Origin of the sequence: Actinoplanes sp. G11-F43, assembly GCF_050589265.1 — a bacterium.
Classification (GTDB): Bacteria; Actinomycetota; Actinomycetes; order Mycobacteriales; family Micromonosporaceae; genus Actinoplanes.
Genome location: NZ_JBNZCE010000051.1, coordinates 1 through 24732, shown reverse-complemented (window position 1 = coordinate 24732; position 24732 = coordinate 1). Strand labels below are relative to the sequence as shown.

Annotated in this window: 25 protein-coding genes, 1 pseudogene and 1 riboswitch; of the genes and pseudogenes, 14 read left to right on the top strand and 12 right to left on the bottom strand. The window is 69.8% G+C overall.

Annotated features, from left to right (window positions below):
- Positions 1-3: 3 nt before the first annotated feature.
- Positions 4-855 carry a hypothetical protein gene (locus ACQ0O7_RS40725; RefSeq protein WP_430791025.1) on the bottom strand — a complete coding sequence of 284 codons (852 nt, stop codon included), beginning with the start codon at positions 853-855 and terminating at the stop codon, positions 4-6.
- Between the two features lie 74 nt (positions 856-929).
- On the opposite strand from ACQ0O7_RS40725, the gene ACQ0O7_RS40720 reads away from it, so the two are divergent.
- From ACQ0O7_RS40720 to ACQ0O7_RS40710, 3 genes are all read left to right on the top strand, one after another.
- A complete protein-coding gene (locus ACQ0O7_RS40720; protein ID WP_430791023.1) occupies positions 930-2390 on the top strand; it encodes a menaquinone biosynthesis decarboxylase in 1461 nt (486 codons plus the stop codon).
- Positions 2387-3280 carry a menaquinone biosynthesis prenyltransferase MqnP gene (mqnP, locus tag ACQ0O7_RS40715; RefSeq protein WP_430791021.1) on the top strand — a complete coding sequence of 298 codons (894 nt, stop codon included), beginning with the start codon at positions 2387-2389 and terminating at the stop codon, positions 3278-3280. Before ACQ0O7_RS40720 ends, mqnP begins: the two co-directional genes overlap by 4 nt.
- Positions 3281-3358: 78 nt before the next feature.
- Entirely contained in the window at positions 3359-3982 is a 624-nt protein-coding gene (locus ACQ0O7_RS40710) for a UbiX family flavin prenyltransferase (RefSeq protein ID WP_430791019.1), read from the top strand.
- On the opposite strand, the gene ACQ0O7_RS40705 is transcribed toward ACQ0O7_RS40710, so the two are convergent.
- On the bottom strand, positions 3979-4254 hold the full coding sequence (locus ACQ0O7_RS40705) for a BldC family transcriptional regulator (protein ID WP_430791017.1): 276 nt from the start codon (positions 4252-4254) through the stop codon (positions 3979-3981). The two genes, ACQ0O7_RS40710 and ACQ0O7_RS40705, sit on opposite strands and share 4 nt — an antisense overlap.
- Positions 4255-4466: 212 nt before the next feature.
- Between ACQ0O7_RS40705 and ACQ0O7_RS40700 the strand changes: the two genes are divergently transcribed.
- The 3 genes from ACQ0O7_RS40700 to ACQ0O7_RS40690 are packed head-to-tail and all read left to right on the top strand — an operon-like array spanning position 4467 to position 7365.
- Positions 4467-4916 carry an Lrp/AsnC family transcriptional regulator gene (locus ACQ0O7_RS40700; protein ID WP_430791015.1) on the top strand — a complete coding sequence of 150 codons (450 nt, stop codon included), beginning with the start codon at positions 4467-4469 and terminating at the stop codon, positions 4914-4916.
- Positions 4913-6007 carry a PLP-dependent cysteine synthase family protein gene (locus tag ACQ0O7_RS40695; RefSeq protein WP_430791013.1) on the top strand — a complete coding sequence of 365 codons (1095 nt, stop codon included), beginning with the start codon at positions 4913-4915 and terminating at the stop codon, positions 6005-6007. The genes ACQ0O7_RS40700 and ACQ0O7_RS40695 overlap by 4 nt, the downstream gene beginning before the upstream one ends.
- A 44-nt stretch (positions 6008-6051) precedes the next feature.
- Positions 6052-7365 carry a hypothetical protein gene (locus ACQ0O7_RS40690; protein WP_430791011.1) on the top strand — a complete coding sequence of 438 codons (1314 nt, stop codon included), beginning with the start codon at positions 6052-6054 and terminating at the stop codon, positions 7363-7365.
- On the opposite strand, the gene ACQ0O7_RS40685 is transcribed toward ACQ0O7_RS40690, so the two are convergent.
- The 3 genes from ACQ0O7_RS40685 to ACQ0O7_RS40675 all read right to left on the bottom strand — a co-directional run bounded on the left by ACQ0O7_RS40685 (position 7349) and on the right by ACQ0O7_RS40675 (position 11756).
- A complete protein-coding gene (locus tag ACQ0O7_RS40685; protein WP_430791009.1) occupies positions 7349-7981 on the bottom strand; it encodes a putative glycolipid-binding domain-containing protein in 633 nt (210 codons plus the stop codon). The genes ACQ0O7_RS40690 and ACQ0O7_RS40685 overlap by 17 nt on opposite strands.
- A gap of 1299 nt (positions 7982-9280) precedes the next feature.
- Complete coding sequence (locus ACQ0O7_RS40680) at positions 9281-11095, bottom strand: DEAD/DEAH box helicase (RefSeq protein WP_430791007.1); 1815 nt, start codon at positions 11093-11095, stop codon at positions 9281-9283.
- 277 nt (positions 11096-11372) lie between these two features.
- The gene (locus tag ACQ0O7_RS40675) at positions 11373-11756 is read right to left on the bottom strand and encodes a hypothetical protein (protein WP_430791005.1); all 384 of its coding nucleotides are present in this window, start codon (positions 11754-11756) and stop codon (positions 11373-11375) included.
- Between the two features lie 922 nt (positions 11757-12678).
- Between ACQ0O7_RS40675 and ACQ0O7_RS40670 the strand changes: the two genes are divergently transcribed.
- Positions 12679-13161, top strand: coding sequence for a hypothetical protein (locus ACQ0O7_RS40670; protein WP_430791003.1), 483 nt, complete (start codon positions 12679-12681; stop codon positions 13159-13161).
- Positions 13162-13398: 237 nt separating this feature from the next.
- On the opposite strand, the pseudogene ACQ0O7_RS40665 reads toward ACQ0O7_RS40670, so the two are convergent.
- Positions 13399-13938: pseudogene (locus tag ACQ0O7_RS40665) on the bottom strand (pentapeptide repeat-containing protein); the annotation flags it as partial.
- An 87-nt stretch (positions 13939-14025) separates the two neighbouring features.
- Positions 14026-15855: a C40 family peptidase gene (locus ACQ0O7_RS40660; RefSeq protein WP_430791001.1), complete on the bottom strand. Its 1830-nt coding sequence runs from the start codon at positions 15853-15855 to the stop codon at positions 14026-14028.
- A 165-nt stretch (positions 15856-16020) separates the two neighbouring features.
- On the opposite strand from ACQ0O7_RS40660, the gene ACQ0O7_RS40655 reads away from it, so the two are divergent.
- The 7 genes from ACQ0O7_RS40655 (at position 16021) to ACQ0O7_RS40625 (ending at position 20708) form a co-directional block, all read left to right on the top strand.
- The gene (locus ACQ0O7_RS40655) at positions 16021-16632 is read left to right on the top strand and encodes a hypothetical protein (protein WP_430790999.1); all 612 of its coding nucleotides are present in this window, start codon (positions 16021-16023) and stop codon (positions 16630-16632) included.
- Positions 16633-16652: 20 nt separating this feature from the next.
- On the top strand, positions 16653-17063 hold the full coding sequence (locus ACQ0O7_RS40650; RefSeq protein ID WP_430790997.1) for a hypothetical protein: 411 nt from the start codon (positions 16653-16655) through the stop codon (positions 17061-17063).
- A gap of 12 nt (positions 17064-17075) precedes the next feature.
- Positions 17076-17390, top strand: coding sequence for a DUF4229 domain-containing protein (locus tag ACQ0O7_RS40645; protein ID WP_430790995.1), 315 nt, complete (start codon positions 17076-17078; stop codon positions 17388-17390).
- 90 nt (positions 17391-17480) lie between these two features.
- Positions 17481-17538: riboswitch (cobalamin riboswitch) on the top strand.
- A gap of 99 nt (positions 17539-17637) precedes the next feature.
- Complete coding sequence (locus tag ACQ0O7_RS40640; protein WP_430790993.1) at positions 17638-18561, top strand: helical backbone metal receptor; 924 nt, start codon at positions 17638-17640, stop codon at positions 18559-18561.
- Positions 18558-19610, top strand: coding sequence for a FecCD family ABC transporter permease (locus ACQ0O7_RS40635; RefSeq protein WP_430790991.1), 1053 nt, complete (start codon positions 18558-18560; stop codon positions 19608-19610). The genes ACQ0O7_RS40640 and ACQ0O7_RS40635 overlap by 4 nt, the downstream gene beginning before the upstream one ends.
- The gene (locus ACQ0O7_RS40630; RefSeq protein WP_430790989.1) at positions 19607-20377 is read left to right on the top strand and encodes an ABC transporter ATP-binding protein; all 771 of its coding nucleotides are present in this window, start codon (positions 19607-19609) and stop codon (positions 20375-20377) included. The genes ACQ0O7_RS40635 and ACQ0O7_RS40630 overlap by 4 nt, the downstream gene beginning before the upstream one ends.
- Before the next feature lie 58 nt (positions 20378-20435).
- Positions 20436-20708 (top strand): flagellar biosynthetic protein FliQ, encoded by a 273-nt coding sequence (locus tag ACQ0O7_RS40625; protein WP_430790987.1) that lies wholly within the window; start codon positions 20436-20438, stop codon positions 20706-20708.
- 94 nt (positions 20709-20802) lie between these two features.
- Here ACQ0O7_RS40625 and ACQ0O7_RS40620 read toward each other — a convergent pair whose 3' ends face one another.
- Genes ACQ0O7_RS40620 through ACQ0O7_RS40600 form a run of 5 tightly spaced genes read right to left on the bottom strand, consistent with a single transcriptional unit; the run spans position 20803 to position 24204 of the window.
- Entirely contained in the window at positions 20803-21552 is a 750-nt protein-coding gene (locus tag ACQ0O7_RS40620) for a VOC family protein (protein ID WP_430790985.1), read from the bottom strand.
- Positions 21553-21603: 51 nt separating this feature from the next.
- Positions 21604-22344 (bottom strand): ABC transporter permease, encoded by a 741-nt coding sequence (locus tag ACQ0O7_RS40615; RefSeq protein WP_430790983.1) that lies wholly within the window; start codon positions 22342-22344, stop codon positions 21604-21606.
- On the bottom strand, positions 22341-23252 hold the full coding sequence (locus ACQ0O7_RS40610; protein WP_430790981.1) for an ABC transporter ATP-binding protein: 912 nt from the start codon (positions 23250-23252) through the stop codon (positions 22341-22343). The genes ACQ0O7_RS40615 and ACQ0O7_RS40610 overlap by 4 nt, the downstream gene beginning before the upstream one ends.
- A complete protein-coding gene (locus ACQ0O7_RS40605) occupies positions 23249-23575 on the bottom strand; it encodes a winged helix-turn-helix domain-containing protein (protein ID WP_430790979.1) in 327 nt (108 codons plus the stop codon). The genes ACQ0O7_RS40610 and ACQ0O7_RS40605 overlap by 4 nt, the downstream gene beginning before the upstream one ends.
- Positions 23572-24204 carry a transporter gene (locus ACQ0O7_RS40600; RefSeq protein ID WP_430790977.1) on the bottom strand — a complete coding sequence of 211 codons (633 nt, stop codon included), beginning with the start codon at positions 24202-24204 and terminating at the stop codon, positions 23572-23574. The genes ACQ0O7_RS40605 and ACQ0O7_RS40600 overlap by 4 nt, the downstream gene beginning before the upstream one ends.
- Positions 24205-24732: the final 528 nt, after the last annotated feature.

Genomic DNA, 24732 nt, shown 5'->3' with positions numbered 1-24732 from the left:
ACGCTAGTCCCGGCAGTCCCCGGCGGTCCAGGTGTCGTAGCGGGTCTTCCAGTCCAGGCAGAAGCCGCCGCGGCGCTGCTGTTCGCCGGGGGCGGTGCCGGTGACGGTCGGAACGTCCTCGCGCCAGTAACGGGCCGGGCCGCCGCCGGCCGGGCGCAACTGCACGTTGTCCACGGTCACCTCCGGCATGTCGATCTTGGCTTGCCGGGTGGCGTCCACGTGCACCTCGACGTACTGCTCGATCATCGCGCTGCCGCCCAGCGGCAACTGCTGCTGGGTGAGCAGGTTCCACCTGTTGTTCCACCACAGCCAGGCCCGCCACATGCCGGACCGGTCGGTGCTGACGTCCAGCCAGACCTGGTCACCGGGGCGGACCTGGTACTGGTCGTAGAACTGCCACCGGTTGGTGTTGGTGTTGAACGTGTAGACCCGCTGCCGGCCGGGCGAGTCCCAGCCGGTCTCCGCCCAGCCCGCCTCCAGCCAGGCGATCCGGCCGGCGCCCATGTCCTTCTTCGCCATGAACCGGCCCACGATGAAGTCGTAGGTCTGCGGGCGCACCGAGCCGTCCACCACCGAGAACCGGCCGGACACCCCGCCCCACTCGCCGCTGGTCCCGGCGCCCAGGTGGTGGTAGCCGCTCGGGGTGAACCCGCCCTTCGGAAGCCGGGCCGACTCCAGCGCCGGACGGTCCGCCCGGCAGGCCCGGGGACTGGACGCGCTCGCCGGCCCGGTGGGCGGCCTGGTGGAGGCCTTGCCGGGGGAGCACTGGGGCAGGCGTACCCCGGGGGCCGATTCCGCCGGGGCGGTGACCGCGAGCGCCGCGGCCAGACCGGTCACCAGACACCATCGGGTCACGTTCCGCAGCTTCACGAAACCCACAACGGGATCCCGGATCTCCAGTGACGGATGCTGGTGCCAGACTGGGGGTCATGGCGCCGCGTGGATTCCCTTATGCCGATCTGCAGAGCTTCATCGCCGCCCTCGAGGCCGCGGGTGAGCTGCGTCGAGTGAAAGTGCCGGTGGACCCGACGCTGGAGATCAGCGAGATCGTCACCCGGACGGTGCGGGCCGGTGGCCCCGCGCTGCTGTTCGAGAAGCCGACCAGGGGCGAGATGCCGCTGGTGATCAACCTGTTCGGCACCGAGAAGCGGATGGCGATGGCCCTCGGCGTCGACAAGCTGGACGAGATCGGCGCCCGGATCGGCGAGCTGGCCAAGCCGGAGCTGCCGGTCGGCTGGTCCGGCATCCGGGAGGGCCTGGGCAAGGTGCTCCAGCTCAAGTCCGTGCCGCCGAAGAAGATCAAGACCGCGCCCTGCCAGGAGGTCGTGCTCAAGGGCGACGAGGTGGACCTGGGCCTGCTGCCGGGTCTGCAGGTCTGGCCCGGTGACGGCGGGATCTTCCACAACTTCGGGCTGACCCACACCAAGCACCCGGAGACCGGTAAGCGCAATCTGGGTCTCTACCGGCTGCAGCAGCACTCGAAGAACACTCTCGGCATGCACTGGCAGATCCACAAGGACTCGACCGCGCACCACGCGGTCGCCGAGCGCCTCGGCCAGCGCCTGCCGGTGGCGATCGCGATCGGCGCCGACCCGGTGGTGACCTACTCGGCCAGCGCGCCGCTGCCCGGCGACATCGACGAGTACCTGTTCGCCGGCTTCCTCAAGGGCGAGCGGATCGAGATGGTCGACTGCCTGACCGTGCCGCTGCAGGTGCCGGCCTCGGCGCAGGTCGTGCTGGAGGGCTACCTGGAGCCGGGCGAGCGGCTGCCGGAGGGCCCGTTCGGCGACCACACCGGCTTCTACACCCCGGTCGAGCCGTTCCCGGTGCTGCACGTCGAGACGATGACGATGCGCAAGAAGCCGATCTACCACTCGATCGTCACGTCCCAGCCGCCGCAGGAGGATCACGGCCTGGGCAAGGCCACCGAGCGGATCTTCCTGCCCTTGATCAAGATCCTGATCCCGGACATCGTCGACTACGACATGCCGTCCGCCGGGGTCTTCCACAACTGCCTGATCGTGTCGATCCGCAAGCGTTTCCCGAAGCACGCGCAGAAGGTGATGAACGCCGTCTGGGGCGCGCATTCGCTGTCGTTCACCAAGCTGATCGTGGTGGTCGACGAGGACTGTGACGTGCACGACTACCACGAGGTGGCGTTCCGGGCGTTCGGCAACGTCGACTACTCCCGCGACCTGCTGCTCACCGAGGGCCCGGTGGACCACCTGGACCACTCGTCCTACCAGCAGTTCTGGGGCGGAAAGGCGGGCGTCGACGCCACCCGTAAGCTGCCCGCCGAGGGTTACACCCGAGAGTGGCCGGAGTCGATGGTGATGGTGCCCGAGGTGGTCAGCCTGGTGGACAAGCGGTGGAAGGAATACGGGCTGTGACCGCCCTGGAGGAGAAGCCCGGCAAGGTCAAGGCCTTCCTGCGGCTGGTGATGATCGAGCACTCGATCTTCGCGCTGCCGTTCGCCTACCTGTCGTCGCTGGTGGCGATCGAGTCGCTGGACGCCGACGTCGCGGACCACTGGCTCGATCTGCTGCTGGTCACGATCGCGATGGTGTCCGGGCGCACCTTCGCGATGGCCGCCAACCGGATCCTGGACCGGAAGATCGACGCGCTCAACCCGCGGACGAAGAACCGGGAGCTGGTCACCGGCGCGGTCAGCGTGCGCACCGCGTGGACCGGAGCCCTGGTCTCGCTGGCCATCCTGATCATCGCGGCCGGTCTGCTCAACCCGCTCTGCCTGGTGCTCTCCCCACTGGCCGTGATCCCGCTGGTGGTCTACCCGTACGCCAAGCGCTTCACGAACTTCCCGCACTATGTGCTCGCGCTGGCCCAGGCGGTGGCCCCGGTCGGCGCCTGGCTGGCGATCACCGGCACCTTCGACGGCTCGTGGCCGGCCTGGGTGCTGGGTGTCGCGGTCGGTCTCTGGATCGGCGGCTTCGACATCATCTACGCCTGCCAGGACGTCGAGGTGGACCGGGAGATCGGGGTGCACTCCACCCCGGCCCGCTTCGGGGTGCGGACCGCCCTGCACATCTCCAGCGTCACCCACGTCCTGACGTTCGGCTTCTACGTCTGGTTCGGCCAGCTCGCCGGCCTGGGCTGGCTGTGGTGGGCGGGCCTGGTGGTGACCGCCGGGGCGCTCGTCTACCAGCACGTGGTGGTGACCGAGAACGATCTTTCCAAGGTCAACCGGGCGTTCTTCACCGCGAACGGCTTCGTGGCGATCGCGCTCTTCCTGTTCGCGGTCCTCGACCTGAGCTTCCTCTAGGTTCTGTGTGGTACCCGCTGGGCGAGGCGTTCCCCACGTCGGCCGGGTTTCGGGCGAAGTAGCGGCACACTTGACCACATGCGTGAACCATGGATCGTCGGTGTCTCCGGGGCCTCCGGTACCCCGTACGCGAAAGCGGTCCTGACCGCCCTGCTGGACGCCGGTGAGTCAGTGGACCTGGTGGTCTCCCGGGCGGCCCGGCTCACCCTGCTGGACGAGACCGGCGCGACGATCCGGGACGCGCACTGGAAGGACGACGTGGCGGCCTGGCTGGGCCGGGATCTCGGTGATCTGGCCTACTGGCCCGCCAACGACATAGCCGCGGGTCCGAGTAGTGGTTCCTACCCGGCCCGCGGCATGGCGGTGGTTCCGGCCAGTACGGCGGCGTGCGCCGGAATAGCCATCGGTTTGTCGAAAGACCTGTTGCAGCGGTCAGCCGAAGTGAATCTGAAGGAAAGACGGCGCACCGTTGTGGTGCCCCGGGAAACCCCGGTCACCCGTAGTCATCTGGAGCACCTGATCGCCTTGCACGACGCCGGGGCCGTGGTGCTGCCGGCCAGCCCCGGATTCTATGGTTCCGGGGCCGGCGCGACCGCACAACAACTGGTCGACTTCGTGGCCGGCAAGGTCCTCGACGCGTTGGGCGTACCCCACACGCTTTTTCGCAGATGGACCGGCGAATTGGGTGAGCGGAACAGCTAACGCAGGCCATTGGGAGGGCCGTAGCCCTGCCCGGGATTGCTCGGCCCGTTGTTCCGCGGCTTGTTGGCGGCGTCGTCCTCGCGCATTTCCTCGACCACTCCATCGCCTTCGAGTAGTGCGCGTACTTCGGATTCACGGAATCGGCGGTGTCCACCCGGAGTACGGATACTGCCGATTCGGCCGGCGGCGGCCCATCGCGTGACCGTCTTGGGGTCGACGCGGAACAACGCGGCCACCTCGCCCGGTGTCAGCAGACGATCTCCAGTGTCCACAACCCCCTCCTCGGTTCGGTTTCTGGAGCGGCCGGTGGTCACGGTGAGTGTCGGCGTGCTCGATCTGGACGTAAAGTCATTAGAGCACCGCCCCTGAACCAAGTCCGTGAAATGCGGAAAAAGCCCCGATTGCGACAGTGGTCATTATCCTGCCTCCCATTCGCCGCTACCGGGCGTGAAGGCGGGAGCGCCACCCGATTAGGGTTTGAAGCATGGACTCCATCGACCTCCGGCTGATCGACCTGCTACGAGAGAACGCCCGCTCGTCGTACGCCGAACTGGCCCGCAAGGTCGGCCTCTCCGCCCCCGCCGTGCACGAACGAGTCGGTAAGCTCGAGACCGCCGGGACCATCCGGGGCTACCGGGCCGATATCGATCACGAGGCGGTCGGTCTCGGTGTGACCGCGCTGATCGGCATCATCGAGGACTCCGGTGCCGACACCGACGACGTGCTCGCCGCCGTGCGGGCCATGCCCGAGGTGGAGAGTTGCTATTTCATGGCCGGCGTCGAGTCGTACCAGCTGACCGTGCGGGTCGGCACGATCGCGGAGCTGGAGCAGCTGATCGTGCGGATCAACCGGACCCCGGGCGTCGCGTCGACCCGGACCGCGATCGCGCTCTCCACCAAGTGGGAGAACCGTCCGCAGCCCGGTCAGGCATGATCACCGACCTGGGGCGCACCGAGCGCGTCACCCGTGACTGGGCCCGCACCGCGATCGCCCAGGTCGAGGCGGACGCCAACCGGTCCGCCGACACCCACCTGCTGCCGTTCCCGCTGCCCGCCGAGTGGGGCATCGACCTGTACCTCAAGGACGAGTCCTCACACCCCACCGGCTCGCTCAAGCACCGCCTGGCCCGCTCGCTCTTCCTCTACGCGCTGTGCAACGGCTGGATCGGCCCGTCCACCACCGTGGTCGAGGCGTCGTCCGGGTCGACGGCGGTCAGTGAGGCGTACTTCGCGCGGATGCTCGGCCTGCCGTTCATCGCGGTGATGCCGTCCGCCACCTCGCCGGAGAAGATCTCGCTGATCGAGTTCCAGGGTGGCCGATGTCACCTGGTGGCCGACGCGACCGAGGTGGTGCCGGAGGCGCGCCGGCTCGCCGCCGAACTCGGCGGGCACTTCATGGACCAGTTCACCTTCGCCGAGCGGGCCACCGACTGGCGGGGCAACAACAACATCGCCGAGTCGATCCACAACCAGATGGCCCTGGAACGGCATCCGATCCCGGCGTGGATCGTGATGGGCGCCGGGACCGGCGGGACCAGCGCCACCATCGGCCGGTACGCCCGCTACCGCTGCCTGGACACCAAGGTCTGCGTTGTCGACCCCGAGGGGTCGGCGTTCTGGCAGGCTTATCTTGCCGGCGACTGGGACGTCGTGACCGGCACCGGCTCCCGCATCGAGGGCATCGGCCGGCCACGGGTGGAGCCGTCCTTCCAGCCCGCCGTGGTGGACCGGATGATCCACGTGCCGGACGCCGCCTCACTCGCCGCCATGCGGGCCGGCTCGGCCGTCCTGGGCCGCCGGCTGGGTGGCTCCACCGGCACCAACCTGTGGGGCTCGTTCCGGCTGATCGCCGAGATGCTCGCGGCCGGCCGGACCGGATCGGTGGTCACCCTGATCTGCGACGGCGGCGAACGCTACGCCGACACCTACTACTCCGACGAGTGGGTGGCCGCGCAGGGCCTCGATCTCGGGCCGCCGGACCGGGTGATCCGTGAATTCCTCGACGGCGGTGGCTGGCCCGGATAGGGGTGCGCCCGGCGTGATCCGGGAGCGTGCTTAGATTCCCGGTCATGGATGAGAATCCCTCACGTACGAAACCGTTGCTGCCGGTGCTCGGTCTGGTCGGGGCGGTGCTGGTGGCGAGCGTGGTGGGATTCTGGCCGGACGGTGACAAACCGGCCACCGCGATCCCGGTGGCCGCCCCGTCGGCCTCGCTCCCACCCCTTCTCCCGCCGACCGCCGAACCGGTGCCGGTCACCCCGTTCAGCCAGGTCGCCGACCTGCTCGACGACCAGGTCCAGGCACTGGTCAAAGGCGACGAGGCGGGCTGGCTCGCGCCCGTCGACAAGAAACTGCACCCGCGCTACCGGACGATCTTCAAGAACCTGCGGGCGCTCGACCTCACCGCCGCCGACATGGTCATCCACGGCGAGGTCAAGACCAAGGGCGGCACGCTGACCTCGCGGGTCGGGCTCGCCTACTGCTTCAGCGGCAACGACTGCCCCGCCTACGGACTCGAGCCCGGCAGCGGCTCGCCCAAGATGATCAGCAACCTCACCTGGAGCGCCCGGAACGGCTCCTGGACGATCACCAAGGCGAACGACTCCGGCATCGACAACTACATGCAGCCCGCGCCCTGGGAGAAGGCCGACCTGACCGTCGCCCGCAGCGCCCGGGTGATCGTGGCCGGCCCGAAATCACAGGCCCGGAACGTCAAACGGGTCCTGCGGCTGGCCGACAAGGCCGCCGTGGTCGCCGACCGCTTCGCCGGCCGGCTCAACAATCCGCAGAAGGTCTACCGGATCTACGTGGCCGACAACAAGGTGTGGAAGAGCTGGTACGACGGCCGGCGCCCGGCCTGGGCGGTCGCCTACCACCGGCAGCACGACGGCATCGGCAGCGACATCATCCTCAAAGCCAGCCAGGTGCTGTCCGGAAACGATCGCTACGCCACCGAGATCATCCAGCACGAGATGGCCCACGCGGTCACCCTCGGCGGCACCCGCAACCGCGACGACGAGGACGACATGTGGCTGATCGAGGGCATCGCCGAATACATCGGCTACCTGCCCGCGAAACCACGCGCCACCTACAGCCGGGACGCCCTCCGATACGTGCACTCCCGCCGCGGGCCGATCAAGACGATCGCCCTGCCGTCACTCGGCGGCAAACCCGACGACGTGCTCGTCACCCGGCTCTACGCCACCGGACACTTCGCCGTCGGATGCATGGCCGCCAAATACGGTGAGACGAAGATGCTCGACTTCGTCGACATGGTGCTGCACGAAGGCATGGAACCCGACGTGGCCGCGCCGATCGCCTTCCGCAAACCCTTCAAGACCGTCGACAAGGCATGCGTGAGCTGGATCAAACGGCAGCTGTGACCCGGCGCGCCAGCCCCGGATAGTCGACCACGAACCCCTCCGGATCGCAGACCAGATCGGCACTCAGCGTCTCGTCGGCGAACCGGAGCCGGTCACCACCCAACGGCGTGAAGATCTGATCGCCCTGCACCACCTCCAGGCTGGGCGCCAGGATCAGCGCGACGCTGATCCGATGCGACACCCCCGCCTCGGCGCCCGGCAGCCCCAGACGCCTCACCGGCAGCGAACGAAAGAACGGCGACCCGGCCAGCGAAGCGTCGAACGCCCCGTAAAACTGATCCGGATCGTCACATCCCGGCCGCCCGGCGCGCGCATGCCCCGCCGCGACCAGCGCCGCATCCAGATCGCCCTGCTCAAAACCGGTCACCCGCCAGCGCCCGGCAGCCAGCTCCAGATGCACCGTCCGGGCCCAGCCGGCGCCCTCGGCCCGCACGTCCACCCTCGTGGCCGCCCTCGCGGCCGCCTGATCCGGATCGGTCTGCACCTCGTAGCGGCAGACGAATGGCACCGGCTCGGCGGCCAACACGGTGCCCCGCGCGAACCCGTCGCCGAACAGGACGTGCTCCGCCCCGGGGACATCCCGGCGCTCCCAGAACAACACGGTAGGCAGCGACATGCCGGTAACCTACCCGTTTCCGCCCGCCCACGTCATTGCCTCCCTCAAAGATCAAATTCCCGATTTCGTACGATCCACGAACAGCCCCGCATCGTCCCCGCAAGCCAGGCGACACCCCGGACCGAAACGCGCCCGCCGGGCGAATGCGGTGACCCCGGTCCTGCGGCCCTGCTCCGAGCGTCCACCGTGGCCGTGGCCGTGGCCGTGGCCGTGGCCGTGGCCGTGGCCGTGGTCAGGCCGCGTGCCGATCTGTGGTTCGAATCGGGCCCTGATGGTCACTTCAGGAAGGCCGCCCACCTGCGGAAACGTCATGAACAGCGGGTCTGGTCCGCGGCCGAACCATCCTGAGAGGCAGCAGAATCGATGCCGGATGCCGGATGCCGGATGCCGGATGCCGGATGCCGGATGCCGGATGCCGGATGCCGGATGCCGGATGCCCGATGCCCGATGCCCGCCGGGCCCGGGGCGGTGCGTACGTTGGCGGATCGGGGTGTTCGCGTCGGTGCCCTGGAGCCTTGCTCTCAGCTGCCCGATCACTTGCGGTCAATCCCTCGCGCGGGCAACCCGTCCAATAGAGATCTTGGCGGATTTACCACCTTATGATCCTTCTTCTCAGCTGCTGGCCCGCTCGCGGTCAACTCCTCGCGCGTGTGTCCGCCTTCCAGCTCCACCTTGGCCGATCTTGGCGGATTTACCACCGTTTCCGGTGGTAAATCCGCCAAGGTCTCTGCTGAGCGAGTCGCCCGCGCGAGGTATTGACCGCGAGTGATCAGGCAGCCGAGAAGAAGACTCTTATCCGGTGGTAAATCCGCCAAGATCGGCCAGGGTGGGGCCGGAAGGCGGACTCTCGCACGGGGACATTCGCGCGGGGACTTGACCGCGGACGGGCCAGCAGCCCAGAGGAAGACTTCCTGGGCCCGGCATGTGCTCACCGTCTGGCCTGTGTGACGCCGTTGGGGTGGGGTGGCCGGGCCTCTGCGCACGAGCCGAGTGGTGTGGGCGTCCGGCGGGGTCCCGGGGTGGGCGACCCCGACGATTAATCACGAAAGGACAATCGCGAAAGGCCGATCACCCGCGGAAACGTCATGGAGACCGCGGCCGGCGCGCCGACGAGCCGATCAACCTTCAGGGCCCGAATCGAGCCACAGATCGGCACACGAGCTGAGCGCTCTTCCCGGGAACGGGCGAAGCCCCGGAGCTCGCATCTCTGCGAGTTCCGGGGCTTCGTCGTCGATCAGTGACGTCGCGGTGCTGGAATCAGCGGCCGCTCCGTCTCCGGATCAGTAGCCGCGAACCGGATCAGTAGCTGCGCGCCGGGCGGGACGAACCGTGGCGGCCGCCCGGGCCCTCACGGCGGTCGCCGAACGAACGCTGGCCGTCGGAGCGCTGACCGTCACGGCGCTGACCGGACGGACGGTCACCGAACGACCGCTGCGGACGGTCACCGGAGGCGTGGCGGTCACCGAACGGACGCTGACCCCGCTCACCCTGCGAACGGTCGCCGTAGGACGAACCCTGCGAACGGTCACCGTAGGAACCCTGCGGGCGGTCACCGTACGAGCCCTGCGGGCGGTCGCTGTAGGAGCGCTGCGGACGGTCGCCGTAGGAGCGGTCGCCCTGCGGGCGGTCACCGTAGGAACGCTGCGGACGGTCACCGAAGGACCGGTCGTTGCGGTCGCCGAACGAGCGCTCGTTGCGGTCGCCGTAGCCACGCTGGGGGCGGTCACCGAACGACCGCTGCGGGCGGTCACCGCGGGGACGGTCACCGAAGCGGCCGCGGCCACCGGAACGCTCACGACGCGGCTCCGGCTCCTCCACCACCGGGACACCACTCGGCTCACGGGCGCCGGTGATCTCGGACAGCTTCTCGTCGCCCAGCCGGACGCGGACCTCGGCGGGAGCGACCCCGGCCTTGGACATCATCGCCTGGGTGGTGCGGCGCTGCTTCGGCAGAACCAGCGTGACGACCGCACCGGACTCGCCGGCCCGCGCGGTGCGGCCGGCCCGGTGCAGGTAGTCCTTCGGGTCCTTCGGCGGGTCCACGTGCACGACCAGCGAGATGCCGTCGACGTGGATGCCACGCGCGGCCACGTCCGTGGCGACCAGGACGTTCGTCCGGCCTTCCTTGAACTCGGCGAGCGTACGCGTACGGACCCGCTGGGTCTTGCCGCCGTGCAGGGCGCCGGCCCGGACACCGACCGCCGCGAGCTGCTCGACCAGCCGGTCGACGCCCATCTGGGTGCGGGCGAAGACGATGGTCTTGCCGTCCCGGTTGGCGATCCACGACGTGATCGGGAACTTGTCGGCCGGCGGGATCAGCAGCAGGTGGTGATCCATGGTGGACACGCTGGCCTCGGCCGGAGCCGTGGAGTGCGTCACCGGGTCGTTCATGAACCGCTTGACCAGGGTGTCGACGTCACCGTCCAGAGTGGCCGAGAAGAGCAGCCGCTGGGCGGTCGCCGGAGTCTTGGCCAGCAGCTCGGTGACCTCGGGCAGGAAGCCCATGTCGGCCATCTGGTCGGCCTCGTCGAGGACGGTGACCTCGACGTCGTCGAGCCGGCAGGCGCCCCGCTCGATCAGGTCGGCGAGCCGGCCCGGGGTGGCGACGATGACCTCGACGCCGCGGCGCAGCGCGTCCATCTGGCGGTCGTAGGGAACCCCGCCGACAGCGGTCTTCAGGAACACGCCGACCGCGCGGCCCACCGGCATCAGCGAGTCGGCGACCTGCATGGCCAGCTCACGGGTCGGAACCAGGATCAGAGCTTTCGGGTAGTGCGGGCGAGCCCGGCCACCCTTGGCGGAACGGGCCAGCACCGGCAGGCCGAAGGCGAGCGTCTTGCCCGAGCCGGTCTGGCCACGGCCCAGGACGTCCCGGCCGGCCAGCGCGTCCGGCACGGTCGCGGCCTGGATCTCGAACGGGGTGGTGATGCCCTCACGGTTCAGAACGCGGACGATCTCGGACGGAAGACCGAGGTCGGCGAAACTGCGAGCGGCCGGAGCATCGGCCGGAGTGTCGGACGTCTCGGTGACGAGCGTCTCAGGGGCGTCGGTCTCGGGGGTGTTGCTGTCATCGAGGACGGACGGGAACGTGCTGGAATCAGCGAAAGTGGTCAAGAGAACCTCTCTACGGGGGCGCATGCTCGCGAATGGCCCGCCGCGGTCGATGTCGACCGCCCGCTGAAATGCCCGCAAGAACGCCCGTGGCGTGCACCGGGTGGGCACGCCGCGTCAATAACTACCATCAGTGTACGGGTGAACGTCGAAACCGCCGACCGCATTCCGGCCGGGTAGTGGGCCTGCTCACCCCGGAGCGCAACCTCGCCAGCTTAAATGTTCGAGGCCCCGGCGGGCAAAACGCCAGGGCCTCGATTCGCTGTCGGACGTCCGTCAGTTACGTCAGGCCGCCCAGGAAGTCGGTGAAGGCGTCACCCGCTGTGAAGACGAAGACCAAACTCACAGTGACGAGAAGGCCCAGCACCACCAGCATGGCGATGACCACCTTCAGGTTGCTGCGCCGCTGCTCGGTCGGGGCGTCGTACCAGCCCTGCGCCAGGATGTGCCCGGTCAGCGAACCCGAATTCTCCACCGGATCGATGTTGACCGGCATCGTCGTGTCGATCGCCGGGTAGCCGCCGGTGCTGTAGACCGTGCCGCCGGCCTGGCCACGCTGCTGCGGGACACCGTTCGGGGTGGGGCTGATCGGGGTGGTCGGGGTCTGGGAGGGATATGTGGTCCCCCGAGGGAGGGGGGTTCCGGCAGAGACCGGCTGGGTCATCTCGATGTTCTCCGGCGAAGACGGGAAGCCCCGGTACGGCGTTCCGCGAGGAGCGCTGTGCGGGGCCGGTGGCAAGCCTGCCGATGCGGCACTGGGCGGCAGGGTATAGCTGGGCAGGCCGTTTCCACCAGACCCGATCATCGGAGGCGGCGGAACCACGGGCGGAATAGTCCCCGGCCCTGGCGGAACCGGGCTCGGCCCAGGCCCCGGCGGCACCGGGCTGGGTCCTGGTCCCGGCGGCACCGGGCTCGGCCCAGGTCCTGGCGGAACCGGGCTGGGTCCAGGCCCTGGCGGCACCGGGCTCGGCCCAGGTCCTGGCGGAACCGGGCTGGGTCCAGGTCCCGGCGGCACCGGGCTCGGCGGAGCCGGCGTCGGCGGCACAGGGCTGGGCGGCACCGGAGCGGGCGGGGCCGGGCTGGGTGCTGGAGCAGGCGTGGGGCGAGGGTTCGGCGGCGGCTGAACCGGTGTGGGCCGAATCGGGTCGGGCCGTGCCGGATCCGGGTCGGCCGGCTTCGGTAGCACGGGCCGCGACGGCACAGGACCGGCAGGCTTGGGGTCCGCCGGGTCGGCCGGGTCTGCGGGATCGCTCGGGTCTGCGGGATCGCTCGGGTCGGCCGGATCTGCGGGATCGGCCGGGTCCGCCGGGTCGCTCGGTTCCGCTGGGTCGGCGGGCTCCGCTGGGGCGGCCGGCTTCTCCGGGTAGGAGACACCGGCCGGACGTGGCGTCGCTCCGTAGACGGTTGACTGCCCCGCGCTGAGGGCAGCGGCGGGAACCTCGTCGACTGACGGCTTGGCCGCCCCGGGCACGGAAACCCGAGCCGCACCGGAACTGGGCACCGCCGAGATGGGCCGAGCCGACGACCCCGGCGAAGGCGCCGCCGACACCGGGCGCGCAGACCCACCGACGGACGGGGCAGCGGGCGTGGCTGAGCCTGTCGCGGGTGAGGCGGGCGAGGCGGAAACCGGTTTCGCTGATCCGGTGGCGGGTGAAGTCGGCGCTGCGGAGACCGGCTTGGCCGAACCGATCACCGGCGAGGAGGAGACTGGCTCGGCGGCATTGACGCTCGCTGAGCCGGAGACCGGCTTGGCCGCATCCACGGTTGCTGAGCTGGCCGGCGTGGTCGCGTTCACGGTTGCTGAGCTGGCCGGCGTGGTCGCGTTCACGGTTGCTGAGCTGGCCGGCGTGGTCGCGTTCACGGTTGCTGAGCCGGCCGGCGTGGTCGCGTTCACGGTTGCTGAGCCGGAGACCGGCTTGGCCGTACCCACGGTCGCTGAGCCGGAGACCGGGGCTGCGGAGACCGGGGCTGCGGACACCGGGCGAGCCGAGCCGACCGCGGGTGCTGCTGAAACCGGCTTGGCGGGGTCGGGAGTCATGGTCGCCGCCGGTGAGACGGGTGTCCCGTAGGTGGTCGGAGCGGGCGCCGCGGAAACCGGGGCGGGGCTGCCTGGCGCCGCCGAGACAGGAGCCGCCGAGACAGGGGCCGCGGACACGGGGGCGGGGCTGCCTGGCGCCGCCGAGACAGGAGCCGCGGACATCGGGGCTGGGGACATCGGGGCTGGGGACACCGGATTCGCAGACACCGGTGCCGGCGAGATGGGAGCCGCAGCGCCGGAGGTCGGTGCCACAACGTCCGGAACCCCGGAGGTCGGCGCGCCTGAGGTCGGTGTGCTGGAGACGGGTGCGCCTGAGATCGGTGTGCTGGAGACCGGCGCGTCCGAGGGCGGCGCGGAGGCCGGGCCACCAGAGGTCGGCGCGCCCGAGACAGGGACGGGGACACCCGAGACAGGCGCGCCTGAAACAGGGGCTTCTGACACGGAAGCGCCGGAGACGGGAGCGCCAGAGACGGGAGCGCCGGAGACGGGAGCGCCAGAGACGGGAGCGCCTACCGGGGTGGCGGGGGTTCCAGGGCCGTCTGTGGCGGGCGCGCTGGAGGGCCGGGGGGTAGGCGGGGCCGGAGTGCCGGATGAGGCGGCCCACAGGGCCCCCGGGGCGGGTGGGGGCGGGGGAACGTACCCCTCGTCGTCTTTTGCGGGCGGCCGCGCAGCAGGCGGCGTCCCGATCTCGCCGTCCCTGGTCGCGTGCTGCTCGTCCATGGGTCCTCCCGACCACCGCTGCCGACGCTCGGACGTCGGGCGCTGACCTTAACCGTGCCACATCAGCCGGTGTGAGCACACCCGGCATCAGCGTCATCTGACCCGCGCCGACAGTCCGATACGCAATTAGCCGTTTCGGGGCAAAGTATCAGCCGCGTACCACCCGATTACGGGACTAATCATCCTTGGTGCTGCTGTCGGCGGAGGCGGACTTGGAAGCCGATTCCGACGAGGCGGCGGACGAGGACGAGCCGCTGGACGATGAGCTGCTGGAGGACGACCCGGAGCTGCTGGAGGACGACCCGCCGGAGGATCCGCCGGAGGACGAGCTGCTGCCGGACGAACCGCCACCCGAGGAACCGCCACCGGAGGTCGATGTCGGCTTCGGCGACGCGGTGGTCTTGCCGGGCGTCGGGGTCGGCTCGGGCGGCGCCACCGACATCTGGGAAGCCGACGCCGAGGCGGCCGGCGGCGGCGCGGAACTCGTCGACGGGGTGACCGACGGCGAGGTGGACGTCCCGGTCGACGGGGAGGTCGACGGCGGTGCGGGCGACGAGCTGGATGTCGACGGTTTCGGCGGGGTGGGCGACGAGCTGGATGTCGACGGTTTCGGCGGGGTGGGCGACGAACTCGAGTTCGACGGTTTCGGCGGAGCGGGCGACGAGCTGGAGCTCGACGGGCTGGGCGAGCCGCTGGTCGGCGGCTTGCTGCTCGTGCTCGGCGACGGGCGGACCGGGGTGTTCGGCTCGTCGGGGTCGGGGGAGCCGAGGTCGGGACCCTCGGTGTCGCCCTCGATGGATCCGAAGACCCGGGTGGCCGCGAACAGCCGGCTCCACCGCACCGGCGTGAGCCGCACGTTGAGACCGGTGCGCGGGGCCTCGACCATCATGCCCTCACCCGCGTACATCGCGACGTGGTGAATGCCGGTCCAGCTGCTGGAGGAGCTGAAGAACAGCAGGTCGCCGGGGAGCAGCGAGTAGCGGGACACGGTCCGGTCGCGGGTTTGGTAGTACTGGTCGCGGGAGACCCGGACGAGCGGGTAGCCGACATCGGGGCGGCGGTACGCGGCGTACATCAGACCGGAGCAGTCGTAGGCGTCGGGGCCCTCCTCGGACCACACGTAGGGGTCGCCGCGTTGGGACAGGGCGAACTCGAGTGCCTTGACGGCCCGCGGGTCGGCGCCCCGGCCGGCGTCCGAACCGGCCAGGATGTCCCGGCCGATCTCCTGGTCGGTGGCGGTGGACTGGCTCTCCACCGCGGTGATCTCGCTGCGGTGCTTGTCCTCATACTTCTTCTGGGCCGCCTGCTTCTTGGTCAGGTCGGCGTTGAGGGCGGTCCACTGCGCGGCGAGGCTGGCATACCGGTTGTTGGCGTTGAGGTGGTCGGCGGCCGCGGCGGCGACGGCGTTCTCGGCGGCGAGCAGCCGGCGGGCGGCGGCCTCGTAGGGCGCCGAGTCGCCGCGCTGCATGCGGGCGAGCGCACCGAGTTCCAGCAGGCCGGAGTCGAGCGAGCCGGGCGGCAGGGCGGCGGCCTCCTGAATGGTCTCGGACGCGGCGGCCTGGGCCCCCTCGCGAGCCTGGGCGAGGGCTGCCTGGGTCTCGCTGACCCGCTGCGACGCGGTGGTGAGCTGGGTCTGTGCGAGGTCGCGGTCGGCTCCGACGCGGATGAGCTGGTCACCCAGGGCGGCGATCTCGGCGCGGCCCTTCTCCACCTTCTGGATCACCGGGCTGGCGGTGACACCGGGGGTGGTCAGGGCCGGGGTGGTCGGTGTGCTGCGGGCCGCGGGGGTGCCGGGCAGGACCAGGGTGCCGGTCTGGACCGGGCGGGAGCCGGTGTCCGGGACGGTGCTGATGCCGGGAGCGCTGGCCGGGTCGGCCATCGCGGGGATGGGCTGGAGGAGCGCGGCGATCGCGGCGGCCACGGTGGCCGAGATGATCAGGGGACGCAGACGCGAGCGGACGTGGCGCGCGCGATGCGGTGTGCTGATCCGCGATCCCTTGGCCATGAGCTCCCCGTCCGCGACGCTGTTTGACCGTCGCTTGTCGTCCCTAAAGGTTCATACCGCAAGCGTCGTACCGATGTCGATCGAATGAAGGTGAAAGCTCCCTGAGAATTATTCGTCTCAACGGTGTCGCAGGCCACTCGAGGGGCAAGACGTACCCTCGTGCACATGGATGCTGGGTTGAAGCGTGCGCTGGAAGCGAAGGTCTACGCGGGTGAACGACTGACCCGTGAGGACGGCGTCGCTCTCTTCGCCTGTGACGACCTGGCGTGGCTCGGGCGTCTGGCGCATCACCGCCGGACCGGGGCGACCGGCGACCGGGTGACGTTCGGCCCGGACGCCGGCGAGGTCACCGGCCGGGCCGAGCTGACGGACGCGTCCGCGGAAAGCGGTGACCGGGTCGATCACCTGCTGGGCCTGCGGGACCGTCAGGACGAGACCGGCGAGTTCGTGTTCTTCGTTCCGCTGGGGACGGGTGCGCCGGCCGAGACGCTGAAGACGTTCGCGGTGTCCCGGCTGCTCTTCGACAACGTGCCGCACGTGCGCAGTTCTCCGGCGGAGCACGGGCCGTCGGTGGCCCAGTTGGCGCTGAGCTTCGGCGCCGACGACCTGGAGGCGGTCGCGGACGCGGCCGAGGCCGAGGACGATCTTCTGCACCTGATCTGGGACGCCGGATTCCAGCCGGTCCGGCGGGACGCTCGTTATCAGGTGGTACGCGAGTACGAGAAGGCGCCCTCGCTGGCCGAGCGACGCAGCGAACCCCAGAAGATCTGGGCCTGACCCCACGGACGGTGACGTCGATGCCCCAGCTCAACAAGGATGCGACAGGTCGTCTGGCGACGTTCGGCGACCTGCTGGGCTCCGCTTTCGCCGGGCTCGCGGCCGGCACCGCCGTGCTGCTGGTCTTCGAGGCGGTGATGGCGCTGACCGGGCTCGGCGAGTTCGGTGAGTCGAACGGCTGGCTGATGATGATCCTGCCGGTGTGGTTGTTCGTCGAGGAGTTCCGGGCCGAGGGCTTCGGCGCGCACCGGATCATGGTGGGTGTCCTGGGCGCCGGTTTCGGGGTCGCGATGGGGATGTCGGTGGCCGGTGTGGTGTCGGGGGTCGCTCCGGCGTTGGTCAGCGGCGGCTCCGGCGCCGTGACCGGTACGGTCGTGTACTGCCTGATCTGGTTCTACGGCCTGCGGTGGCTCAGCCATCGGTCCGGCTGAGGGAGATATCGCATGAAGCCCGCCGTCAAGTACACGCTCGGCCGTCTCGGACTGTTTCTGGCCGTCTTCCTGGCGCTGTTCCTGACGCCGCTGAACATCCTGGTCAAGGCGATGGTCGCGTTCGTCGCCGCGTCCGGTCTCTCGTTCCTTCTGCTCCGCGGGTGGCGGGACGAGATGGCCGAGCAGCTGGGTGAGGTGGCGGCCCGCCGGTCGGCGGAGAAGGACCGGCTGCGGTCGGCGCTGGCCGGTGACGAGGACGCGGCCGCGCAGGGCGACCGGGTGGCCGCCGCCGACGTGGTGGAGCAGCCGAAGCGCGCGGACGTCTAGGTACGGGGGCCGAAAGTCACCATTCCGCGAGCGGAACACTGCTCTCGGTACGGGTGTGGGTTAGCGTTTCCACGACCGCGCCTCAGCGAAGCCGGTGCGAAACCGGCGCTGTCCCGCAACTGTGATGCCCTGTGAGGGGTTAGCCAGGTCGCCTGGGGCGTTCGGTCGCGATCAAGCGCTCCCGGGGAGGGGCGCCTCGCTGGCGGTCCTGTCGGCGAAGCACCATGCCCGGCCGACCGGAGGACCCATGAAACGCCTTTTCACGGCTGCGATAGCGGCCACCGCACTGTTCCTGACCGGCTGTGCGGACCGTACGCCCGATCCGACTGTCGCCACGCCCGGCGCCGGCGCCGCGTACCCGGTGACGGTTGACGCGGTGACCCTCGCCGAACAGCCGGTGAAGATCGTCTCGCTGAGCCCGACGGCGACCGAGATGCTGTTCGCGATCGGTGCGGGATCGCAGGTCACCGCGGTCGACGACCAGTCGAACTTCCCGGCCGACGCGCCGAAGACGGATCTGTCCGGGTTCAAGCCGAACGCGGAGGCGATCGCCGCCCGGGACCCGGATCTGGTGGTGGTCTCCAACGACGCCGACGGCATCGTGGGCCAGCTGGGCAAGCTGTCCATTCCGGTCTTCGTGACGCCGGCCGCGGCCAGTCTGGACGATGCGTACGAGGAGATCACCGACCTGGGCGCGCTCACCGGGCGCCGGGCCGAGGCGGCGGCGCTGACCGAGCGGATGGCCGCCGACATCGACAAGATCGTGAAGTCGGCGCCGGCCCGGGAGAAGCCGCTCAGCTACTACTACGAGCTGGGCCCGGACCTGTATTCGGCGACCTCGAAGACGTTCATCGGTTCGGTGTTCGGGCTGTTCGGGATGACCAACGTGGCGGACGCCGCCGATCCGGACGGCAAGCTCGGCGGGTACCCGCAGCTGTCCCAGGAGGCGCTGGTCGAGGCGAACCCGGACACCATCTTCCTGGCCGACACCAAGTGCTGTCAGCAGTCGCCGGACACGGTCCGGGCGCGGGCCGGCTGGTCGTCGGTGACAGCGGTGTCGAAGGGGCAGATCTTCCCGCTGGACGACGACATCGCCTCGCGCTGGGGTCCGCGGACCGTCGATCTGGCTCAGGTGGTGGCGGACGCGATCAGCAAGGTTCCCACCGCGTGACCACTCGCCGGCCCGCCGGTCTGCGCCCGGTGTGGCTGGCGGCGGGGGTGGCCGCGGTCCTGGCGGCGATGGTTCTGGGGTCGGCGTTCGGTGCGGTCTCGCTGCCCGCCGGCGGCGTCGCGGTGGAGATCGTCAACCTGCTTCCCTGGGTACGCCTGGACAGCGGCCTCTCCGAGCGGGAGATCGACATCCTGATGCAGCTGCGGCTGCCCCGGGTCGTGCTGGGTCTGCTGGTGGGGGCGATGCTGGCGCTGGCCGGGGCCGCCTATCAGGGCGCGTTCCGCAATCCGCTGGCCGACCCGCACCTGCTCGGGGTGGCGTCCGGCGCCGGTCTCGGGGTGACCGCGGTGATCGTGCTGAGTGCCGACAGCGACGGCCTGTCCGGGTTGCCGATCGGGGTGCCGATGGCCGCGTTCGCCGGTGCGGTCGGTGCGGTGGCGCTGACCTGGCTGCTCGGCGCCGCCGGGGGCCGGGACCGGTCGCCGGCCACGCTGATCCTGGCCGGGGTGGCGGTGTCGGCGTTCCTGTCCGCGGCGCAGACGTTCCTGCTGCAACGGCACGTGGAGTCGTTGCGGGACGTGTTCTCCTGGCTGCTCGGGCGGCTGTCCACGGCCGGCTGGCACGACGTGCTGGTGGTCCTGCCGTACGCGGTGATCACCGGTTTGATCGTGTTGTCGCAGCGGCGTGAGCTGGACGTGCTGACGGTCGGGGACGCCGAGGCGACGAGTCTGGGCCTGCATCCGCAGCGCAGCCGGTACCTGTTGATCATCGCGGCGTCGCTGGGCACGGCGGCGGCGGTGAGCGTGTCCGGCCTGATCGGTTTCGTCGGGATCATCGTGCCGCACACGCTGCGACTGCTGGCCGGGCCGGGTAACCGGGCGCTGCTGCCGCTGTCGGTGCTGTTCGGTGCGGCGTTCCTGGCGCTGGCCGACCTGCTGGCCCGGACCGCCGGTGGGGACGCGGAGATCCCGATCGGGGTGGTCACCGCGTTCCTCGGGGCGCCGTTCTTCATCCTCGTGCTGCGAACCAGCCGGATGGCCGCAGCGTGAGCGCGATCGGTGTCGAGCGACTGAGCGTGACACTGGACGGATCACTCATCGTCGATGGTGTCGATCTGGATGTCGCTGAGGGTGAGTGGGTGACGGTGATCGGCCCGAACGGTGCCGGCAAGTCCACCGCACTGCGGGCGATCGGCGGGCTGCTGCCGGCCGGTGGGGCGATCCGCTGGCACGGGCGGCCGATCGGCGAGCTGAACCGGCGGGAGCGGGCCCGTACGGTCGCCACCGTGCTGCAGTCGCCGGTGATCCCGCCCGCGATCCGGGTCTTCGACTACGTGCTGCTCGGTCGTACCCCGTACATCAAGCCTCTGGGTCGTGAATCGGCGGGCGACCTGGCGGCCGCCGACGAGGCCCTGACCGCGCTGGACCTGATGCCGTTCGCGATGCGGCGGCTGGACACCCTCTCCGGCGGCGAGCGGCAACGGGTCTTCCTGGCCCGGGCGCTGGCCCAGGGCGCCGGGATCCTGCTGCTCGACGAGCCGACCAGCGCGCTCGACATCGGCCACCAGCAGGAGGTGCTGGAACTGGTGGACCGGTTGCGTGCCGAACGGGGCCTGACCGTGCTCGCCACCATGCACGACCTGACCACCGCCGGGGAGTACGCCGACCGGATGGTGCTGCTCGCGGGTGGCCGGGTGGTCGCCGCCGGGACGCCCGCCGAGGTGCTGACCGAGAGCAACCTGGCCGAGCACTACCGGGTCCGGGTGCGGATCATTCCGGGTGAGCACGGGCCGCTGGTGGTTGCCGTACGCGGCTGAATCCAGGTTTTTTGTGGTTGCGACTTTGCCGGCGGCGGGTTCGGCCGAACGGAATGACATGCTTACGGACACCGTGGTTATCGAGATCGCCTTCATGGCGATGACCGTCGCGGCGAAGATGGCGGCGCCGGTCCTGCTGACCGCGCTCGGGGTCGGGTTCGTCATCTCGCTGTTCCAGTCGGTCACCCAGATCCAGGAGGCGACGCTCTCGTTCGTGCCGAAAGCGGTGGCGATCGGGGCGGTACTGCTGCTCACCGGCAACTGGATGCTCCGCGAGATGATGACCTTCACCGTTCAGATCTACGAGAAGATCCCCAGCCTGCTGGGCTAGGGATCCGCTCGGAGAGGTCCAGCACCGAGCCGAAGTTCGGCCAGGAGGCGCGGGCGCCTTGATCGACGATTCTTCGCGGTGCGGACAACGGCTTCTATCGATATCGATGAAGGACTGCGAACGTGCCGCCCTGCGGATCGGCCAGCACCGCCCGCCGGGCACCGGAAACGGTCACCGGCGGCTGCACGATCCGGCCACCCAGCCGGACCGCGTGCTCGGCCGTCCCGTCACAGTCACCCACCGAGAAATGGATCTGCCAGTGCGGCGGCAGGTCGTCCGGCCAGCCGGGACCGGACATCAGCTGGATCCCGGCGACCGGGACATGGTTCAACTCGCAGACCAGGTACGACGGGGAGCCCCGGAACCGCCACCCGAGCACCGCGCCGTAGAACGCCGCCGCGCTCTCCAGATCACGGGTGTTCAGCTCGTTCCAGGTCAGCGCGCCGGGGATGTGGAAAACCTCGGCGCCGCGCATCGTCCCGGACTCCCAGACACTGAACGGCGCACCGGCCGGATCCAGGAACGCCGCCATCCGGCCCTGATCCTTCACGTCGAACGCCGGCATCAGCACCGTGCCGTACGCCGCCTCCACCCGGGCCGCCGTCGCATCCGCGTCCACCGTCGCGAAATACGTGCTCCAGGCGGTCGCCTGGCCCTCCCCGAAGAGCGGCCCCGCCCCCGCCACCGGCAGCCCGTTCAGCATGAACGTCGTGTAGCCACCGAGATCGTCCCCGGAGATCTCCACGGTCCAGCCGAACAGCTCGGTGTAGAAACGGGTCGCGTCGTCGAGGTCGGCGGTGGCCAGATCCACCCAGTTCGGTACCCCCGGGAACGGAACGCTCATGCCTCGGATAGTGGCAGGGACCTGCCACCAGCCGGAGCGAACTGTCAACCTTCAGCCGAATCGGCGACCCTCGTCGCGCCGATAGGCCCACGTGGCGAGTAGTCCGAAAAGGATCGTCCAGCCCAATAGGGCCAGGGCCGACGGGAGGTGGAACGGGAAATCGCCGACCGTCGCCCACATCAGCCGCACCGCGCCACCGGTCGGCAGGTACGGGGCCAGATCCTCGACGAACCCCGGCGCGCCACCCGGCGGCGTCATCAGCCCACCGCCGAACGCCAGCGGCAGGAACAACACCTGCGCCACCACCAGCGCGGCCTTCGACGGCAGGGCGTAACCGATGGTCAGGCCCATCAGGATGAACGGCACCGCGATCGCGCCGGACAGCAGCGTCGCGCCCAGCAGCGCCAGTGGGGTCACCGCGGCCTCGGTGAACAGCGCGGCGATCAGCACCACCGGGGCCAGCGCGACGAGCATCATCAGCAGCCCGGTCAGGATCCGGCCGGCGAACCGTGGTGCGGCACCGGCCGGCAGCGTGCGCACGTACGGGTCCCACGGTTGTGCGCGGTCCTCCGAGACGCCGATGCCGTACTGGAAGAGGTTGGTGTTCATCACCGCGAAAGTGATCATCGAGGCGGTGGCGAACGTCGCGGCCACCGGATCGTCGCCGGCGAACGGCACCACGAACGCCAGCATCGAGGCGGCCGGCCAGAACGCGCTGCCGACCACCGCGATCGGGATCCGGAACAGCTCCAGGGCCTGGAAACGGGTGTGGGTCAGGGTCAGGCTCGTCATGACTGGTCCTTTCCGGTCAGCGCGTTTCCGGTCAGCGCGTTTCCGGTCAGCGCCAGGAACGCTTCCTCCAGCGACGTCGGCCGCACCTCCAGATCGCGGAACGGCACCTCCCGTCTCACCAGCTCCCGGACCATCCGGTCGGCGTCCGGCGTGAGCAGATGCAGGCGATCCCCGGTCCGCTCCACCGACACCAGACCAGCAAAATCAAGATCCGCTTGCGGTACGGGTGAGGTAAGGCTGACCCGGCTCACCCTGATCAGCCCGCGCACCGCCTCGACACTGTCGTCAGCCAGCACCCGGCCCTCCGCCAGCACCACCACCCGCTGCGCCAGCGCCTCGATCTCCTCCAGATAGTGGCTGGTCAACACCACCGTCCCGCCGCCCGCGTGGAATTCGCGCACCGCCTGCCACAGGTCCCGGCGGGCCTCCACGTCCAGGCCGGTGGTCGGCTCGTCCAGGAACACGATCGCCGGATTGCCGGCGAACGCCAGCGCCACCGCCAGCCGCCGCTTCTGCCCACCGGACAGTCCACCCGTCTGCCGCCGGACCAGGTCACTCAACCCGAAACGGTCCAGCAGCACTTCTCGGGACAGCGGGTCGGGGAAGTGGGCCCGTACAAAATCGACGACCTCGCCGACGCGCAGCGAGGCGGGCAGACCCGTCTCCTGCGGTGTCACCCCCAGTGTGCGCCGGGACCGCGGATCGCGCGGATCACCACCGCACAACTCGACCCGTCCCGACGTCGGCCGGCGGCTGCCCGTCAACAGGCCGACCAGGGTGCTCTTGCCCGCACCGTTCGGCCCCAGCAGCCCGACGATCTCGCCCGGCCGCACCTCCAAGTCCACCGCGTCCACCGCCGTGGTGCCACCGAACGTCTTCGTCACCCGCTCCGCCCGCGCGTGGATCATCGGTCGTCCCCTCCCGGCTCGATCAGGGTGCGCAGCGTGCTCACATACTCCTCGAACGCCAGCCGGCCCTTCGCGGTCAGATGCGCCAGGGTGGCCGGCGTGCGGCCCCGGTGCGTCTTGGTGACCTCGACATATCCGGCGTCCTCCAGCTTGCGCAGGTGCACCGAGAGGTTGCCGGGAGTCATCCGCAGAATCTCCTGCAGCCGGGGGAACGTGATCCGGTCTCCCGCGTTGAGCTGAGAGAGGGCCACCACCACCCGGAGCCGCGCCTGCGCGTGGATCACCGGATCCAACTCCGGCAACTCGCCGTCGATGGTCGTCATCGGCGCTGCCACCAGCCGATCAGGCCGGCCACCAGCAGGCCGCCGCCACCGGCCAGCGCCACCACCAGCGCGTGCCAGCCCGGACCGCAGAGCACGCCGACGATGTTGATCGCGCTGATCCAGGCGCCCAGCACGAACATGTCCCGCTCGTCCCAGATCGCCGCACCCGCCAGGTAGAGCACACCCACCAGCGCGACCGTGCCGCCACCCCAGAGCAGGCTGAGCGCCCCATCCGACAGACCATCACTGACCTGGCCGAAAGTGATCGCCATGGCGGTGAAGCCGACGGACCAGGAGATGCCGTACATCAGGCCTTGACGGCTCGACCGGCCCTCGATGTGGCGGCTGGCTCGTGCGCCGACGATGCCGGTGAAGACGCCGGCGGCGATGAGGAGGCCGGTGAGGGCGGTCATCGGAATCCACTCCGGCATGTCGACCAGGGTCTCGCCGCCAGGTCCATAACGGAGGAATGAGAGGCCGAAACTGATTAGCCAGGTGAGGCCCCATGGCCAGTACATCAGGCGGGGGTCGGGGGTGACGTGCTTGATGGTGTTGACCTGCTCGCGCTCGATCAGCCGCAGCGCGTCCCCAGGATCACCGAAGGTCGATTCGTCATCACTCGATGTCATGCCTGAACTTTACGACACAAAGTCAAAGAACTTTGTGCCACAAAGTAGTTGGATCCGCGAGGTGTCGTCGCCGGGCCTCGTTTTGGCCACTCAGGACACTCCCGGCCTTGGCTGTCTCCGGGTCCTCGCGCCTCCTTGCTCATCGCCTATCCCATCCATCGCGTCGTGTTGCCCCATTTGTGCAGGCCGCCTGCTGTCGCTTCCCGCCTTGGTCGTGTCTCGGCCGCTTCCTGTCGAGTTGCTTTACGTTTGGCCGCTCGATCACCGGAAAAGACTCTTGTTCCAGGCCGCTTGGGTGACCCGCCCAGCGGAGATCTTGGTGGATTTGCCACCGGAGAGAGCCCTGCTCTCGGCTGTCTGATCACTCGCGGTCAATATCTCGCGCGGGCAAGCCGCTCAGCAGAGATCATGGTGGATTTACCACCGGGAGAGCCTCCTTCTCGGCCGTTGGCCCGCTCGCGGTCAATTCCCCGCGCGGGTGTCCACCTTCCAGCTCCGCCCTGGCCGATCTTGGTGGATTTACCACCG